Below are 15,058 nucleotides of genomic sequence, written 5' to 3' on the forward strand. Positions count from 1 at the left end.
GATGTCAACCATCGAACTCCGCAAAGTCACCAAGCGCTTCGGCTCCTTCACCGCGGTCAAGGACGTTGACCTGTCGGTGGCCGCCGGTGAGGTCGTCTGCCTTCTCGGCCCGTCCGGCTGTGGCAAGACGACGACCTTACGCGTCATCGCCGGGCTGGAAAGCGTCACTGACGGCGAGGTCGTCGTCGCCGGCAAGGTGATGAACAAACTGCCGCCCGAAAAGCGCGACATCGCCATGGTGTTCCAGTTCTACGCGCTCTACCCGTCGGCATCGATCGCCGAGAACATCGCCTTCCCGCTCTATCATGACGGCATTTCCGGGGCTGAGCGGACTGCCCGCGTCAACCGCGTCGCCGCGATCCTTCACTTGGAGCACGTTCTCGACCGGTTGCCGAACCAGATATCCGAGGGCGAAAAGCAGCGCGCCGCCATGGCCCGCGCCATCGTCCGCGACCCCAATTGCTTCCTCTTCGACGAGCCCTTGTCGCGTCTCGATGTCGAACTGCGCCAAACCATGCGTGGCCAGATCAAGGAAGTGCTGCAGGGCCTCTCCAAAGCGACCGTGATCGTGACCCATGACCAGCTCGAAGCGCTCACCATGGCCAACCGCATCGCCATCATGAAGGACGGCCTGATCGAGCAAGTCGGCTCACCGCACGAGGTATTTGCCAAGCCCGCCAATGCTTTCGTGGCGAGCTTCATCGGCACGCCGCAGATGAATCTTCTCGAGGCCGACCTCAAGGCCTTCGCCGATGGCACGGCGAATATGACCGTGGCCGGCATTAGTCTGGCGATCCGCACGGACGCGGCGGTCGCGCGCCTGCAGCCCGGCAAGGTGACGATCGGTGTCCGCCCCCGTGCTTTCACCGTGACCGATACGGGGGACCGTGGCACCATCTCCGCCAGAGCCGAGCTCATCGAGCCCATGGGCGCCGAAACCCTTATTCATGCCCGCACGGCGGCAGGCGCCGACATCCGCGTCGTGGTGACGAGAAGCCAGTGGGTCAAGGTCGGCGAGGCGCTGAATCTACGCCCCGATCCCAGGCAAACCCATGTCTTCGATGGCGCCGGAAAGGCGGTGCGGTCATGAGCGACAGTTCTTCCGGCATGAGCCGCGCCGGCGCGTTCCGCCTCGAGCTCTTCATCATTGGCCTCGGCGTCTTGGCGCTGGTGCTGATCTTTCAACCCTTTTCCATCGGCCTGTACGCGGTCGGCAGCGGTCTCGTGGTGCTTGCCGGGCTCATCAACAACCTGCTGCCGTTGGCCCAGCCGGGCGTCAAGGTGCGCAGTGTGGTGACCGTAGCGCTGGTCGTGGCGCTGGTCTTCTGCATTGCGCTGCTGGTATCGATCACGGCGGCGCATCTCTACGGCGTCTTCTTCCTCAATCCACCGGACCCCAACACTCTCGCCGGCAAGGCGCAGCTCGCCACGCCGCCTTTCTACAAGCAGGCTTTCGTGTGGGAAATCGCCGCCGCGGCGGTGATTCTCGCGCTGATCGTCACCGCTCTCAACAAGACAGCGCGATGATCAGCAGCTGACGCTATCCGGCAGGTCGCGCTCGCGCCCGTCCGCGACGGTCGGTGTGCGTCGCCCTCTCAACTCTCACGCCGTCATCCTCCGGCTTGACCGGAGGACCCGACGCCGAGATCAAGGATCGTGTCGACCGCGCCGCCAAAACACTCAGGATCGAACATCTGCTCGACCGCAAGACCGATCGTCTGTCCGGCGGCGAAATGCAGCGCGTCTCTATCGGGCGCGCCATCGTGCGCAAGCCGCGCGTGTTCCTGATGGACGAACCGCTGTCGGCGCTCGACGCCAAACTGCGCGAGGCGCTGCGCACGGAACTGAAGAACCTGCAGATCCAGCTTGGCGCCACCTTCCTGTTCGTCACCCACGACCAGATCGAGGCGATGTCGATGGGCGACAAGGTGGGCGTGCTCAACCATGGCCGCATCATCCAGACCGGCACGCCGCACGAGATCTATAACAATCCGCGCGATACCTACGTGGCCAGCTTCGTCGGCTCGCCGCCGATGAACCTGATCGATGGCAAGCTGGTCAACGGCCGCGCGGTGATGGCGCCGCTGAATTTCGAACTGCCTTTCTCTGGGGGTGCCAAGGCGGGCGGTGCGACCGACGGTCGCCCGCTCGTCTTCGGTATTCGACCTGAGGATGTGTATCTTGAAAGCGGTGCGCCGGTCGAGGCACGCGTCCACGATGTCGAGAACCATGGCGTGGAAAAGATCCTGACTCTGCGGGTCGGCGACACGACGCTGCGCGCCACGGTGCCGGCCAGAACCGATGTCCAGATCGAGCAGCCGGTGCGCTTTGCCTGGAATCAGGACAAGGTGGTGCTGTTCGACAAGGGCAGCGGCGTGAGCTTGCGGCACGCCAGCTAGTTGCGGTCGAACGACGGCGCCGCCTGACTATTTCTGGAAGTAGGTCTCGTAAGGCGTATCGTTGATCAGCAGGATCACGCACTCCGTCTCCGAGAGGCAGGCGTCGTCGTGCATCTCGTTGGCCTTCTGGGTCCAGTAGGATCCCGGCGGCAATTCGACCTTCGTCGCTTCGCCGCCGTCGATTTGCCAATGCGCCCACAGTCCCTTGATGACCACCGCGCGATAGTCGGCGGTGTGCGCATGAACCGGCGCGCGCCAGTTGCCGGGAACTTTCAGCAAGGTGCCCGCCGGGCCTTTGGCCCGGTCACCCCACAACGGGCCAAGGCGATGCGGCTGGTCTGGCACTTCGGCGACATAGGGGATCTTGTCGGCCGGGAGATAGCTGTCCTCGAGGGCAAAGGCGCGAGCGGGAAAGACGCAAGACGGCGAGCGCCAGAAACGCGCCGTCTTCGGCGGCCTGGTGGTCGACAATGCCGGTGTGGCCAGCGCCTTCGCCTATTGTGGCGCTGCGACCTTGCTGGCGGCGATCGTTGTGTTCGCGCGCGGCCCTAAGCGCGTCGAATAGCCGATAGCCATCCTTGGCTAAAGCAGCGGGCCCGAGAACTATCAAGGTTTTCGGGGCGTTGCTTTTGTGGTGAGAGGCCACCGTAGGGTCAGACCGCGCGGCCGTCGAAGTCGAAGACCGGCAGGCCGGTGGGATCGAAATCGGCGACGCAGTTGAGGTTGATGTAGGCGCTGCGTTCGCTGCCCTGACTGACATCCTCGGCAAAGGGATGGATGCCGCAGGTGCGGCAGAAGCGATGCGCCAATACGTGATTGTTGAACGTATAGGTGCCGAGATCATCGCCCCATGCGAGCACCTTCAGGCTGTCATGCGGGATGGCGCATAACAGCACGCCCTTGCGCCTGCACATCGAACAATTGCACCGCACGGCGCCGGTCAGTTCGGCTTTGAATTCGAACGCTACCTTGCCGCAGTGGCAGCTGCCTTTGTACAGCATCAGTCTCTTCCTATCGCTGGCAGGTGCAAAGGCACGCTGTCCGGGTTATTCCTTCCGCTGACTTAGCGGCCCATATGCCTTAAAGACGCTCCACCTTGACGGAATCCGACATCGACATGCAATCAATCCGCGATCGTCTCGAGATCATCCTGTCACGTCTTGCCAATTGCGCGGCAGGCGAGAAGGTGTTCACCAAACTCTATGCCGAGGCGGCGCGCGCAGCGGCCGAGGCCACCGATGCGCGCAAGAAGGCCGGCGTATCGCTCGGGCCGCTCGACGGCGCCATCATCTCGATCAAGGATCTGTTCGATGTCGCCGGTGAATCGACCACGGCCGGTTCGCTGATGTTGAGGGACACCGCGCCCCGTCGGCACGACGCTGCGGTCGTCAACCGTCTGCGCCAGGCCGGCGCCGTCATCATCGGCAAGACCAACATGACCGAATTCGCCTTCACCGCCATCGGCGACAACATGCACTACGGCACACCGGGCAATGCCGCCGACACCAGCCGCATTCCGGGCGGTTCGTCGTCGGGCGCCGCCGTGTCCGTTGGCGAGGGGACGAGCGACATTTCCATCGGCTCCGACACCGGCGGTTCGGTGCGCATCCCGGCATCGCTGAACGGCGTCGTCGGTTTCAAGCCGACGGCGCGGCGCGTGCCGCTGACTGGTGCCTATCCCCTTTCTGCGACGCTGGATTCGATCGGGCCGCTGGCGCTGAGTGTTGCTGCGTGTGCCCTGGCTGACGCCGCGATGACGGGCGAGCAGATGCCGCAACTGCACCTGCCGTTAGCGCTTGCCGGGCTTCGTGTCGGCATTCCGCGCGGCCTGCTTTTCGAAGACACGGAAACGGAGATTGCCGCCGCGTTCGATCGCAGCCTTGCCGGGATCGAGCAGGCAGGCGCGTGGCTCACGGACATTTCGATCGACGACCTCATTGCCGATCTGCGCCTGGCCACCAAACGCGGCTCGATCGCGGCAATGGAAGGTGCTGAAATCCATGCCGACTGGCTGGCGACGGGCGCATCGGTGCCGGTCGATCCCCATGTCAGCGGGCCGCTGTCGCGGGCGGCGGCCATACCGACGCCGGTTTATATCAGGGCAATGCGTCGTCGCGCGGCACTGTGCATAGCCATGGACGAGCGGTTGGGTTCGGTCGATGTGCTGGCTCTGCCGACCACGCCGGTGACAGCGCCGACTATCGTTTCGATGGCCGAGGATACGGCTCTGCGTGAACGCACCGAAGGTCTGCTGCTGCGCAATACCCAGGTCGCCAACCAGTTCGACCTCTGCGCGATCTCGCTGCCGATGCCCGGCATGACGCTGCCGGCCGGACTGATGCTGGTGGCGCGCAATGGCCACGACCACCATCTGCTGCGCATCGCGGCTGAAGTCGAGCGGCTGCTCCGATAGGCAGCGAGCCGTAGGTCGGCAGTCAACGTGCCGCGCAGCGCTTGCGCTCGCTTTTCTTGGAGGAGCGTTCGATTTTGGTAACGACCAGCATCGGCGGATCGTTGGGCTGGCCGCGATGCTGGATCGATCCTCGGACGACGAGTTTTCCAGCATAAAGCTTGTCGGAGAGGTCAGGTGCCGATCTGTCCAGCGGCGGCAATTCCGTAGTGTTGAGCTCCACGCCTTTAACGACATTGCCGGTGGTCAGATCCAGCGCATTGCCTGACGGGCAGGGCGCCATCATGCAGACGATCCCATTGCTGCAATAGACATAATCGCTGCTTTGTGCCGCCGCGAGCGAAGGTAAGGCCACGATCGACGACACTGCGAGAACCAGAGATGCGAAGCGAAAACCGGACATGGTTCACGCGTCCGCCGGGAACCGTCTGCGGTAATGCTCGACCACGTCGGGATTGCGCAGATTGACAGGCAGCCGGTTGGCCAGCACCAGCAAGGTCTCGCCGGCCGCGCCCACGCCCATGCGCATCATCGATTGCTCGGTAATCCCCGCCATATGCGGGGTGACGATAACATTGTCGAAACCGAAATAGGGATGGTTTGCCGGCAGCGGCTGCGTGGCAAAGACGTCGAGTGCGGCGCCGCCGATCCGGTCTTGGCGCAAGGCCTCGATCAGCGCCTCGTCGTCGATCACCGGTCCGCGCGAAATGTTGATCAAAAGCGCGTCCGGCTTCATGCGGGCAATGCGTTCGCGGCTGATCAGGCCGCGCGTTTCCGGCGTCAGCGGGCAGCAGAGCACGATGATGTCGCTCTGTTCGATCAGCGCATCGATCGACAGGAAGCCGATCCTGTCGGGTGCCGGCTGCATGCTGCGGGTCGTCGCCACGACGTCGAGGCCGAAGCCGTGCGCGGCGATATGGGCGACCGCCTGACCGATGGCGCCGAAGCCGATGATGCCGATGGTCTTGCCGGCAAGCTCGCTGGCATGGCTGGCGTGGTCGCGGCCGGCATTCCAGCCCTTGGCGCGCAAGTCGCGGTCGACCGAACGGAAGCGCCGAAGCAGGGCAAGGGCCGCGAACATCACATATTCGGCGACCGAACGCGCATTGACCGCCGGCACGTTGGCGACCAGCACGCCGGCCGCGGCCGCGGCCTCCATGGGCACCATGTCGAGCCCGGCACCGTGGCGGACCGCTGCTCTGAGTTTCGTGGCATTTTCGAACAGCGACGGCGGCAGCGGTGCGCGAACGATGATGACGTCGGCATGCTTCGCCTCGGCGGTCAGCGTTGCCGCATCGAGCGCTGAGGCGACGACGAGTTCGCCGGCGCCCGCCAGCATGGCGGAGGCACGCGGGTGCAGCGTGTGCGTCGACAGGATTCTGGGCATGGGGCTCTCGCTAGTCGCAATTCTCAAAGGAAAGCGCCGCGCGCTTTTCCCAGAAAAACCGTTTCACACCTTTCCTGGAATTGCACTAGACCTTCTCAAGTGCCAGGCTTTGCGCTTGCGCCTCCCGGCCCTCGATGATCCCCTTCCAGTAGCTTTCCGCGCCTTGCAGATGGGCGCTCATCAGCGCCTGGGCGAGATTGCCGTCGCGACGCAGCAGCGCCTCGTAGATCTGGATATGCTCGGCATGCGAGCGCACTGAGCGCTCGGGATCGTTGAAGTAGATCGGCAGCCGCTGCTCGCCCATCAGGTAATAGACGCTGCAGATATTGTGGAAGACGCCGTTCTTGGTCGCCCGCACGATTTCGAGGTGGAATTCGCGGTCTTCCTTGGCGAGGCCTTCGCCGGCGGCGATGCACTCCTCCGAGGCTTTCAGGATCTCCCGCAGGCGTTCGAAATTCTCTTCGGTGGCACGCGAACAGGCAAGTTCGGCGGCCTTGATCTCGTGGATCTTGCGCAGTTCGACGGTCTCGTAGATCTGCACCGGATCGAGCGGCAGGCCCGCGCGGGCGAAAAGAGCCAAGGCTTCTACACTGGCCTGCCTGGTGTCGACATAGATGCCGGATTTGGCGCGGCGCTCGACGATGCGCATGGCCTCCAGAATGGCCAGCGCTTCGCGGATCTGGCCGCGGCTGACGACGAAATGCTCCGCCAGTTCGCGCTCCGAAGGCGTGCGGCCGGTCTCCTTGTCCGAATGGGCGAAGAGATAGGCGGCGAGCTCGGCGAGAAGGTTCTTTTCTTTCATCGTCAACCGCGTTGCGCGTGCGCCTCCAGGAACCGCTCCGAAATGGTGAATCCCAGACCCGGCTTTTCAGGGATCGCTATCATACCGTCCCTTGCTTCGACAGTCTCTTCGATAAGATCGTGGATCATCGGGTTGGCGCCGAGCGAATATTCGACGGTAAAACTGGCAGGCGAGGCCGCACAAACATGCAGGCCGGCGAAGAAGCATGGCGCGCCGGCCCACAGATGCGGGGCAAAGCGCAGATTGAAGGCACTGGCGATGGTGCCGATCTTCATCGCCTCGCTGATACCGCCGCAAAAGGCCGGATCCGGCTGGAAGATGTCGGCGGATTTCAGCACCGCGAGATCGCGGAAGGCGTAGCGCGTCGCTTCGCTTTCGCCGGTGGCGATCGGGATCGAACCCGAGGCGCGCACCTCGGCCATACCAGCCTTGTCGTCGGCGATAACAGGCTCCTCGAACCAGGCGAGGTCGAGATCGCTGGCCAGGCTGATGAAGCGCTTGGCCTCGGCCACCGTATAGGTGCCGTGCGCGTCGACCATCAACTCGACGTCAGGACCGAGCGCCTGCCGTGCGGCGCGGACGCGGGCGGCGGAAATGTGCGGGGCGCCGTCCATGGCGCCGACGCGCATCTTCAGCGCCTTGAAGCCGCCTTTGGCGATGTAGGATTTGAGCTGCTCGCCGATAGCGTCGGCGGCAGCCCAGCCGCCGGAGGCGTAGGCCGGCATGCGGTCGAGCTTGCGGCCGCCGATGAGCCGCCACACCGGCTGTCCCAACGACTTGCCCAGAATATCCCAGAGCGCGATATCGACGGCGCTGATTGCCGCAATGCTCATGCCGCGCCGCGCCAGCTGCGGCATGGCATGGCCGGCGCGCGCGGCACTGTCATGGCGCACGCCGTTGTAGAGCATCTCCCAGATCATGCCGATGTCGGCGGGGTCGCGGCCGATCAGCTGCGGCCCGACCTCGTGATTCAGCATGTAGACCAGCGCACCATAGCTGCCGGCGCTGCCGGCGGCGTTCTTGCCCTCGCCCCAGCCGATCAGCCCGTCGTCAGTCTCAATGCGCAGGATGGCGGCGTCGAACGTCGTCACCTGGCCAAAGTCGCTGCGATGCTGCTTCGCGGCCTCAATCGGCACGCGGACCCACCACGCCTGGACCGTTTTGATGCGCATCCCGATCGGCTACTTGATTAGCGGCAGCAGCGTTTCGGCCGTGATGCGCATCTGGTCGGTGTAGAATTTCTCCGTCAGCACGCTGGAGCCGTGATCCTGGATGAACTTCAGCTGTTCGGGAGAAATGTCGACCGGATTGCGCTCGACCATGTCGGGATAGGGCGCGGCGGGTGTGCGGTCGACTGGCGCGACAAATTCGTTCGTCAGCGCGCCGTCATAGCCGATTTCCTTCAGCGTCTGCACGATCCGTGGCCAATCGATCTGGCCAAGGCCGGCGGCAAAGCGGTTGTTGTCGGCGACGTGGAAGTCGAACAGCCGTTTGCCGACCTGACGGATCGCGTCATGGACGTTAAATTCTTCCATATGGATGTGATAGGCGTCGAGGCAGACGCCGCATTCGGGGCTGACCGCATCGGCCAGGGCCAACGCCTGCGCGCCGCGGTTGAACAGATAGGTCTCGAAGCGGTTGAGCGGCTCGACCGCGATCTTGACGCCGACCTTCTTGGCATGGGTGAAGCATTCGCGGGTGGCGTCGACCACCCACTTCCATTCCTCTTCCTCGGTGCCGTCCGGTACCACTTTGCCCACGGTCGCGGGCACCAGCGTTATGATCTCGCCATCAAGTTCGCTGACCATGGTCAGCACGTCCTTGACGTACTGCACCGAGCGTTCGCGCTGGCCCTGGTCCCTGGCGGCAAGGTTGCGTTCGCCCAGCATCAGCGTCACCGACCCCCAGCAGCGGATGCCGTATTCTTTCAGCAGCGCGCGGGTCTCCTTGGTCTTGTATTGCTCGGGCTCGCCGGAAATCTCGATCGACTCGTAGCCGAATTTCTTGATGCGCTTCAGCGTCACCTCCAACGGTTCCGCGCGCATCCAGTTGTGCGTCGAAAGATGCATGGTCTATCCTTCCCAGAATTCGTCTGTGCCAGTTCGCCTGCGATGCGCCCCACAAGGCGCGTCGCGTGTTTCCTCCCCAAGGCGCTCCAGCGTTTTTGCGCAACTGGTTCGACCAATTGGGCCCTAATGGAGGTCTACAGCAATTTTTGTCGCGCGGCAAGAACCGCCGCGATGCGATATCGGCATCTGTGTACCGTATTGATTATGCTGGTATATATCGCCAAAAATGGAATGCCCCGGCAGCTTTGCGCGTGAGTCAAATGGCTTGACCCATTTCCGGTATTTGGTAATACCAGAATGCCGATACGAGAATGCACATCACAAGAGACCAAAGAGGCTGGCCCTGCTTTCATCAGGCGCTATGCTTGGTCCTTGGAAAAATGAATTGGGAGGATGTCGATGCCGTCGACAATGAAGGGTCCGGGGCTGTTTCTGGCGCAGTTCGCGGGGGATACCGCGCCGTTCAATTCGCTGGCCTCGATCACCAAATGGGCGGCCGGTCTCGGTTACAAGGGCGTGCAGATCCCGACCTGGGATGCACGCCTGTTCGACCTCAAGAAGGCGGCATCTTCCAAGACCTATTGCGACGAGGTGAAAGGCATCTGCGCGGATGCCGGCGTCGAGATCACCGAACTGTCGACGCATCTTCAAGGGCAGCTGGTGGCGGTGCACCCGGCCTATGATGCCCAGTTCGACGGCTTTGCACCGCCTGCGGTGCACAACAACCCCAAGGCCAGGCAGAAATGGGCGGTCGAACAGATGGAGTTCGGCGCCAAGGCCTCGAATAATCTTGGCCTGAAAACCTCGGTGACGTTTTCCGGCGCTCTGGCCTTCCCGTATCTCTATCCCTGGCCACAGCGGCCGGCCGGGCTGATCGAGGAGGCCTTTGCCGAACTCGGCAAGCGCTGGAAGCCGATCCTCGACGTCTATGACGAGAACGGCGTCGATGTCGGCTATGAGATCCATCCTGGCGAGGACATCTTCGACGGCGCCACCTTCGAGATGTTCCTCGACGCGGTTGGCGGCCACAAGCGCTGCAACATCAACTACGACCCGTCGCATTTCCTTTTGCAGCAGCTCGACTATCTCGAATTCATCGACATCTATCACGAGCGGATCAAGGCCTTCCATGCCAAGGATGCCGAGTTCAATCCGACGGGGCGGCAAGGCGTCTATTCCGGCTATCAGAGCTGGACCAATCGCGCCGGCCGCTTCCGCTCGCTTGGCGACGGGCAGGTCGATTTCGGCGGCATCTTTTCCAAGCTTACCCAGTATGGCTACGATTCCTGGGCGGTGCTGGAATGGGAGTGTTGCCTCAAGCATCCGGAGGACGGCGCGGCCGAAGGCGCGCCCTTCATCCAGCACCACATTATCCGGGTGACGGAAAAGGCCTTTGATGATTTCGCCGGCGGCACCACCGACAAGAAGATGCTGCGCGCCATGATGGGTATTTGAGACAAGCAGGAGAAAGACATGGTCGGCGCATCGAAGTCGGAAGCGGGGGGCGGCCCGATCCGCTATGGTATGGTCGGCGGCGGCCAAGGCGCCTTCATCGGCGCGGTGCACCGGATCGCGGCTCGCATGGACAATGACTTCGTGCTGGTGGCCGGCGCCCTGTCGGCCAATCCCGAGCGCGCCAAGGCTTCCGCCGCCGAACTCGGTCTCGACCCGGCGCGCAGCTACGCCTCCTATGCCGAGATGGCCAAGGCCGAGGCCACGCGCCCGGACGGCATCGAAGCGGTGGCGATCGTCACCCCCAACAATGTGCACGTGCCGGCGGCCAAAGCGTTTCTCGAGGCCGGCATCCACGTCATCTGCGACAAGCCGCTGGCGACGACTTTGGCCGAGGCCAAGAAGCTCGCGGCGATAGTCGAGAAGACCGGCAAGGTGTTCGTGCTGACGCACAATTACACGGCCTATCCGATGGTCCGCCAGGCGCGCGAGATGGTGGCCAAGGGCCAGCTTGGCGACATCCGCATCGTGCAATCCGAGTACCCGCAGGATTGGCTGACCGAAGACCTTGCCGCCACCGGCCAGAAGCAGGCGGCGTGGCGCTCCGACCCCAAGCAGGCGGGCGCGGGCGGCGCGCTCGGCGACATCGGCACCCATGCCTACAATCTGGCGCGGTTCGTCTCGGGTCTGGAACTCGATTCCCTGTCGGCCGATCTCGACGCTTTCGTGCCGGGGCGGCTGCTCGACGACAATGTCAATGTCATGCTGCGCTTCAAGCCGGTCGGCAAGGTGCATCCGGCCAAGGGCATGATCTGGGCAAGCCAGGTGGCGCCCGGCCACGAGAACGGGCTGAAGCTGCGCATCTATGGCTCGAAAGGCGGGCTGGAATGGGTGCAGGCCGATCCGAACTATCTCTGGTACACGCCGTTCGGCCAGCCCAAGCAGCTGCTCACCCGCAACGGCGCCGGCGCGCTGCCAGTTGCGGGACGCGTCAGCCGCGTTCCGGCTGGCCATCCGGAAGGCTATCTCGAAGGCTTCGCCAACATCTACCAGGAGGCGGCGCGGGCGATCCGCGCGGCACGCAAGAAGGGCGGCAAGCCGGGCAAGGACGTGGTGTTCCCGACCATCCAGGACGGCGTCGAAGGTATGGCGTTCATCGAGGCCTGCGTGAAGTCGTCGAAGAAGAACGGGGCGTGGACGAAACTTTAGGGAGCGCCGGCGCCAAGTCTCTTCTCCCTTCGGGGAGAAGGTGGCCGCGAAGCGGCCGAATGAGGGCGCATGGTGCGAGGTGCGAAAGAAACCAGCGCGCGCCGTCAAATGGGGAGGGGCTGTCGATGAAAATCGGCATGTGCATGTTTTTGTGGACGACTTCCGTGTCTAAGAAACACGAGCCGTTGCTGCGCGACATCAAGGCGACTGGCTTCGACGGCGTCGAGATACCGATCTTCTCAGGCACGCCAGAGGACTACAAGAAGCTTGGCGATTTGCTCGACCGCATCGGGTTGGAGCGCACGGCTGTTACGGCGATGGGCGACCCGGCGATGAATCTGATTTCGCCGGATGCCGCGACCCGCAAGGGCGGCATCGGCTACATGAAATGGGCGATCGATTGCGCCCAGGCGCTCGGCGCGAGTACGCTGAGCGGGCCGCTGCATTCGACGCTCGGCGCCTTCTCCGGCAGCGGGCCGACCGCTGCCGAGAAGAAGCGCTCGATCGCCTCGCAGCGCGCCATTGGCGATCATGCCGGCAAGCGGAACATTACCATCGGGTTGGAGGCGCTCAACCGTTTCGAGTGCTATCTGCTGAACACGATGGCCGATCTGTCCGAGCACGTCGACGCCATCGACCGGCCGCACATCAAGGCGATGTACGACACCTTCCACGCCAATATCGAGGAGGCCGACCCGATCGGCGCCTACATGAAGCACCGGCGGAATGTCGTGCACATCCACATTTCGGAGAACGATCGCGGCGTGCCGGGGCGCGGGAACATTCCGTGGAAAGAGACTTTCGCGGCCATCCGCAAGAGCGGCTATGACGACTGGCTGACGATCGAGGCGTTTGGCAGATCGCTGAAGGATCTGGCGGCGGCGACCAAGGTGTGGCGGGATTTTTCCGAGACGCCGGAGGCAGTTTATCGCGAGGGATACAGGCATATCAGGGATGGGTGGAAGCGGGCGGCTTAGCCGCTCACTTCCTCATCCACGGGCGGAGCGGGAGCGCAGCGGACGCGGCGCAGACCCGAGGACCCATGCCGCGACTGTCGCGCGCCGCAGCGGTGCAGGTAGGAGATGCGAATGGACGCCTCTTTTGCACCGCTGGATTCTAGCGCAGACGTCACCGAATGAATCCTCGGGTCTGCGCCGCGTCGCTTCGCTCCTTGCTCCGCCCGTGGATGAGGAAGCGACGGGCCTTTTCGCAAATCGCCGAGGTATGCGATCTGCCTTAACTCGGCACTTATCGCTCCACCAAATTTTTGGATGTCTTACCCCACCTCGATCACAGCCTTGATCAACCCCGATTTCTCATGCGCCCAGCGGGCGAGATCATCCGGCGTGCCGGCCAGCGTGGTGCGGTGGGTGACGAGTTTTGCCAGAGGCACGGCGCCGTTGCGGATCGAGGCGGCGACGTGGTCGAAATCGACTTTCAGCGCGTTGCGGCTGCCGATCAATGTCATTTCCCGCTTGTGGAATTCCGGGTCGGAAAAGACGATGTCGTCCTTGACGACACTGACCAGCACGAGCGTGCCACCATGCGCGACATGTGCGAAGGCCGACTGCACCGAGGCGGTGTTGCCGGTGGCGTCGAAGACGATGTCGAACCCTTCGCCGCCGGTTGCCTCGCGCACCAGTTCGGCTGCCGCTTTTTGTGAGCCGTCGAGCGTGGCGAAGCCGAGTTCGCCTTTTGCAAAATCCAGCCGCTCCGTGCTCATGTCGAGCAGGCTGACATCGAGCCCGGCGATGCGCGCAAACAGCGCTGCGCCAAGGCCGATCGGCCCGGCGCCGATGACCAGCGTGCGGGCGCCTGGTTCGGCGCGAGCGCGCCGCACGGCATGCGCGCCGATGGCGAGGAATTCCACCGCCGCCGCATCGGCCAGCGATAAGCCGTTTGCCGGATAAAGATTCCGTGCCGGCACCAGGATCTGCTCGGCCATGGCGCCGTCGCGATGCACGCCAAGCACTTCGATCCTGACGCAGCAATTCGGCTTGCCGTGTCGGCAGGCGATGCATTTTCCGCAAGCGAGATAGGGATTGATGATGACGGGCTCGCCCACGGCAAGGTCGACATCTTCGCCGGTCTCGACGACGGTGCCCGACACTTCGTGGCCCATGATGCGGGGATAGGCGAGGAACGGATGCTTGCCTTCGAAGATGTGGTAGTCGGTGCCGCAGATGCCGACATGGCTGACGGCGACCAGCGCCCAGCCGGCAGGCGGCGCTCCTGGCGCCGGCCGGTCTTCCAGGACAAGCTCGCCGGGCGAGCGGCAGACAACAGCTTTCATTCGGCAATTCCAGTGTTCAAAAAGGCGCCGGTCCGTTGTTGAGCGGACCGACACGGAAGGTCAGGGAGAATTACTTGCCGCGACGGCGCAGCCCGTCGAAATAGACGATGATTATGATCAGCGCGCCGGTGATGATGCGCTGCCAGAACGAGTTGACGTTGAGCAGATTGGCGCCGTTGTTGATGGTGGCCAGGATGAAGGCGCCGAGCAGCGGGCCATGCACCGAGCCGACGGCGCCGAACAGCGAAGTGCCGCCGATCACCGATGAGGCGATCGCCTGCAACTCCCAACCTTCCGCCTGGGTAGGGTTGCCGATGCCGATGCGCGCCGCCAGCAGCACGCCGACGAAGGCCGCGCATAGGCCCGACAGCGTGTAGGCCATGTAGATGGTGCGCTGGACATTGACGCCCGAGAGGCGCGAGGCCTCGGCATTGGATCCCACGGAGAAGAGATAGCGGCCCCAGCGGCTGTGGTGCAGGAAGATGTAGGCCGGGATGCCGACCAGGATCACCATCCAGAACAGATTGGGGATGCCGACAAAGGAACTGCGGGAGAACGCGGTGAAGCTGTCGCTGTTGATGTTGATCGAGTTGCCGTTGGTCATCAACAGGCCGATGCCGCGCAACGAGGTTAGCGTCGCCAGCGTGATGATGAAGGGCGGCAGGCCCATCTTGACGATGCCGAAGCCATGGAACAGGCCGATGGCAACGCCGACCAGCAGCGTCACCAGAATGGCGACCCAGATCGGGAAGCCGGCATTGATCATCATGGCGACAATGACGGTGGCGAAGCCGACCACGGCGCCGACCGAGAGGTCGATGCCGCCGGTGATGATGACGAAGGTCTGGCCGACCGCCATGATGGCGATCATCGAGCCCTGCCGCAAAAGATTGGCGATGTTGTTGGAGGAGGCGAAGCTCGGCGTCGCCACCGACAGCACGATCCAGAGCAGAACCAGCAACGCCAGAAGCGTCAGCCCGAACAGGACGTTGTAGTTCCGTTTCGGTTTTTCGATCGCGACGGTTTCGATGCTCATG

The 15,058-nt window shown here is 63.4% G+C and carries 16 protein-coding genes; 7 read left to right on the forward strand and 9 right to left on the reverse strand.

Going from position 1 to position 15,058, the window contains the following annotated elements:
• Position 1: 1 nt before the first annotated feature.
• Genes NKH22_RS17510 through NKH22_RS17520 form a run of 3 tightly spaced genes read left to right on the forward strand, consistent with a single transcriptional unit; the run spans position 2 to position 2,399 of the window.
• Entirely contained in the window at positions 2–1,090 is a 1,089-nt protein-coding gene (locus tag NKH22_RS17510) for an ABC transporter ATP-binding protein (RefSeq protein ID WP_352910261.1), read from the forward strand.
• A complete protein-coding gene (locus tag NKH22_RS17515; protein WP_023728570.1) occupies positions 1,087–1,527 on the forward strand; it encodes a hypothetical protein in 441 nt (146 codons plus the stop codon). Before NKH22_RS17510 ends, NKH22_RS17515 begins: the two co-directional genes overlap by 4 nt.
• Before the next feature lie 53 nt (positions 1,528–1,580).
• The gene (locus NKH22_RS17520) at positions 1,581–2,399 is read left to right on the forward strand and encodes an ABC transporter ATP-binding protein (RefSeq protein ID WP_084023725.1); all 819 of its coding nucleotides are present in this window, start codon (positions 1,581–1,583) and stop codon (positions 2,397–2,399) included.
• A 27-nt stretch (positions 2,400–2,426) separates the two neighbouring features.
• On the opposite strand, the gene NKH22_RS17525 is transcribed toward NKH22_RS17520, so the two are convergent.
• Both NKH22_RS17525 and NKH22_RS17530 read right to left on the reverse strand, forming a co-directional pair.
• A complete protein-coding gene (locus NKH22_RS17525; RefSeq protein WP_352910264.1) occupies positions 2,427–2,870 on the reverse strand; it encodes a DUF4437 domain-containing protein in 444 nt (147 codons plus the stop codon).
• Positions 2,871–3,052: 182 nt separating this feature from the next.
• Entirely contained in the window at positions 3,053–3,400 is a 348-nt protein-coding gene (locus NKH22_RS17530; protein WP_352910267.1) for a GFA family protein, read from the reverse strand.
• A gap of 116 nt (positions 3,401–3,516) precedes the next feature.
• Between NKH22_RS17530 and NKH22_RS17535 the strand changes: the two genes are divergently transcribed.
• On the forward strand, positions 3,517–4,812 hold the full coding sequence (locus NKH22_RS17535; protein WP_352806774.1) for an amidase: 1,296 nt from the start codon (positions 3,517–3,519) through the stop codon (positions 4,810–4,812).
• Positions 4,813–4,834: 22 nt separating this feature from the next.
• Here the strand turns inward: NKH22_RS17535 and NKH22_RS17540 are convergent, their stop codons facing one another.
• The 5 genes from NKH22_RS17540 to NKH22_RS17560 all read right to left on the reverse strand — a co-directional run bounded on the left by NKH22_RS17540 (position 4,835) and on the right by NKH22_RS17560 (position 9,067).
• Entirely contained in the window at positions 4,835–5,212 is a 378-nt protein-coding gene (locus tag NKH22_RS17540) for a hypothetical protein (protein ID WP_023692018.1), read from the reverse strand.
• 3 nt (positions 5,213–5,215) lie between these two features.
• Entirely contained in the window at positions 5,216–6,196 is a 981-nt protein-coding gene (locus NKH22_RS17545) for an NAD(P)-dependent oxidoreductase (protein ID WP_023686626.1), read from the reverse strand.
• Positions 6,197–6,281: 85 nt separating this feature from the next.
• On the reverse strand, positions 6,282–6,998 hold the full coding sequence (locus NKH22_RS17550; protein WP_023686625.1) for a FadR/GntR family transcriptional regulator: 717 nt from the start codon (positions 6,996–6,998) through the stop codon (positions 6,282–6,284).
• A 2-nt stretch (positions 6,999–7,000) separates the two neighbouring features.
• Positions 7,001–8,170 (reverse strand): mandelate racemase/muconate lactonizing enzyme family protein, encoded by a 1,170-nt coding sequence (locus tag NKH22_RS17555; RefSeq protein WP_023683009.1) that lies wholly within the window; start codon positions 8,168–8,170, stop codon positions 7,001–7,003.
• A 9-nt stretch (positions 8,171–8,179) separates the two neighbouring features.
• Positions 8,180–9,067 (reverse strand): sugar phosphate isomerase/epimerase family protein, encoded by an 888-nt coding sequence (locus NKH22_RS17560; RefSeq protein ID WP_352910271.1) that lies wholly within the window; start codon positions 9,065–9,067, stop codon positions 8,180–8,182.
• A gap of 399 nt (positions 9,068–9,466) precedes the next feature.
• Between NKH22_RS17560 and NKH22_RS17565 the strand changes: the two genes are divergently transcribed.
• The 3 genes from NKH22_RS17565 to NKH22_RS17575 all read left to right on the forward strand — a co-directional run bounded on the left by NKH22_RS17565 (position 9,467) and on the right by NKH22_RS17575 (position 12,705).
• Positions 9,467–10,522 (forward strand): sugar phosphate isomerase/epimerase family protein, encoded by a 1,056-nt coding sequence (locus tag NKH22_RS17565; protein ID WP_352910274.1) that lies wholly within the window; start codon positions 9,467–9,469, stop codon positions 10,520–10,522.
• An 18-nt stretch (positions 10,523–10,540) separates the two neighbouring features.
• On the forward strand, positions 10,541–11,728 hold the full coding sequence (locus tag NKH22_RS17570) for a Gfo/Idh/MocA family protein (protein WP_352910277.1): 1,188 nt from the start codon (positions 10,541–10,543) through the stop codon (positions 11,726–11,728).
• Positions 11,729–11,853: 125 nt separating this feature from the next.
• A complete protein-coding gene (locus NKH22_RS17575) occupies positions 11,854–12,705 on the forward strand; it encodes a sugar phosphate isomerase/epimerase family protein (RefSeq protein ID WP_023686621.1) in 852 nt (283 codons plus the stop codon).
• Positions 12,706–13,004: 299 nt separating this feature from the next.
• Here NKH22_RS17575 and NKH22_RS17580 read toward each other — a convergent pair whose 3' ends face one another.
• Together NKH22_RS17580 and NKH22_RS17585 are read right to left on the reverse strand one after the other, a co-directional pair.
• Complete coding sequence (locus NKH22_RS17580) at positions 13,005–14,021, reverse strand: zinc-binding alcohol dehydrogenase family protein (RefSeq protein WP_023686620.1); 1,017 nt, start codon at positions 14,019–14,021, stop codon at positions 13,005–13,007.
• 70 nt (positions 14,022–14,091) lie between these two features.
• Positions 14,092–15,057 (reverse strand): ABC transporter permease, encoded by a 966-nt coding sequence (locus NKH22_RS17585; RefSeq protein WP_023683015.1) that lies wholly within the window; start codon positions 15,055–15,057, stop codon positions 14,092–14,094.
• Between the last annotated feature and the right edge of the window lies 1 nt (position 15,058).

The sequence above is a fragment of the Mesorhizobium sp. M1252 genome, assembly GCF_040318265.1.
Classification (GTDB): Bacteria; Pseudomonadota; Alphaproteobacteria; order Rhizobiales; family Rhizobiaceae; genus Mesorhizobium.

Bases quoted from the DNA above. Each gene is read 5' to 3' on its own strand.
- NKH22_RS17510 (WP_352910261.1), top strand. From the start codon at position 2: ATGTCAACCATCGAACTCCGCAAAGTCACCAAGCGCTTCGGCTCCTTC.
- NKH22_RS17515 (WP_023728570.1), top strand. From the start codon at position 1,087: ATGAGCGACAGTTCTTCCGGCATGAGCCGCGCCGGCGCGTTCCGCCTC.
- NKH22_RS17530 (WP_352910267.1), bottom strand. From the start codon at position 3,400: ATGCTGTACAAAGGCAGCTGCCACTGCGGCAAGGTAGCGTTCGAATTC.
- NKH22_RS17535 (WP_352806774.1), top strand. From the start codon at position 3,517: ATGCAATCAATCCGCGATCGTCTCGAGATCATCCTGTCACGTCTTGCC.
- NKH22_RS17540 (WP_023692018.1), bottom strand. From the start codon at position 5,212: ATGTCCGGTTTTCGCTTCGCATCTCTGGTTCTCGCAGTGTCGTCGATC.
- NKH22_RS17545 (WP_023686626.1), bottom strand. From the start codon at position 6,196: ATGCCCAGAATCCTGTCGACGCACACGCTGCACCCGCGTGCCTCCGCC.
- NKH22_RS17550 (WP_023686625.1), bottom strand. From the start codon at position 6,998: ATGAAAGAAAAGAACCTTCTCGCCGAGCTCGCCGCCTATCTCTTCGCC.
- NKH22_RS17555 (WP_023683009.1), bottom strand. From the start codon at position 8,170: ATGCGCATCAAAACGGTCCAGGCGTGGTGGGTCCGCGTGCCGATTGAG.
- NKH22_RS17560 (WP_352910271.1), bottom strand. From the start codon at position 9,067: ATGCATCTTTCGACGCACAACTGGATGCGCGCGGAACCGTTGGAGGTG.
- NKH22_RS17565 (WP_352910274.1), top strand. From the start codon at position 9,467: ATGCCGTCGACAATGAAGGGTCCGGGGCTGTTTCTGGCGCAGTTCGCG.
- NKH22_RS17570 (WP_352910277.1), top strand. From the start codon at position 10,541: ATGGTCGGCGCATCGAAGTCGGAAGCGGGGGGCGGCCCGATCCGCTAT.
- NKH22_RS17575 (WP_023686621.1), top strand. From the start codon at position 11,854: ATGAAAATCGGCATGTGCATGTTTTTGTGGACGACTTCCGTGTCTAAG.
- NKH22_RS17580 (WP_023686620.1), bottom strand. From the start codon at position 14,021: ATGAAAGCTGTTGTCTGCCGCTCGCCCGGCGAGCTTGTCCTGGAAGAC.
- NKH22_RS17585 (WP_023683015.1), bottom strand. From the start codon at position 15,057: ATGAGCATCGAAACCGTCGCGATCGAAAAACCGAAACGGAACTACAAC.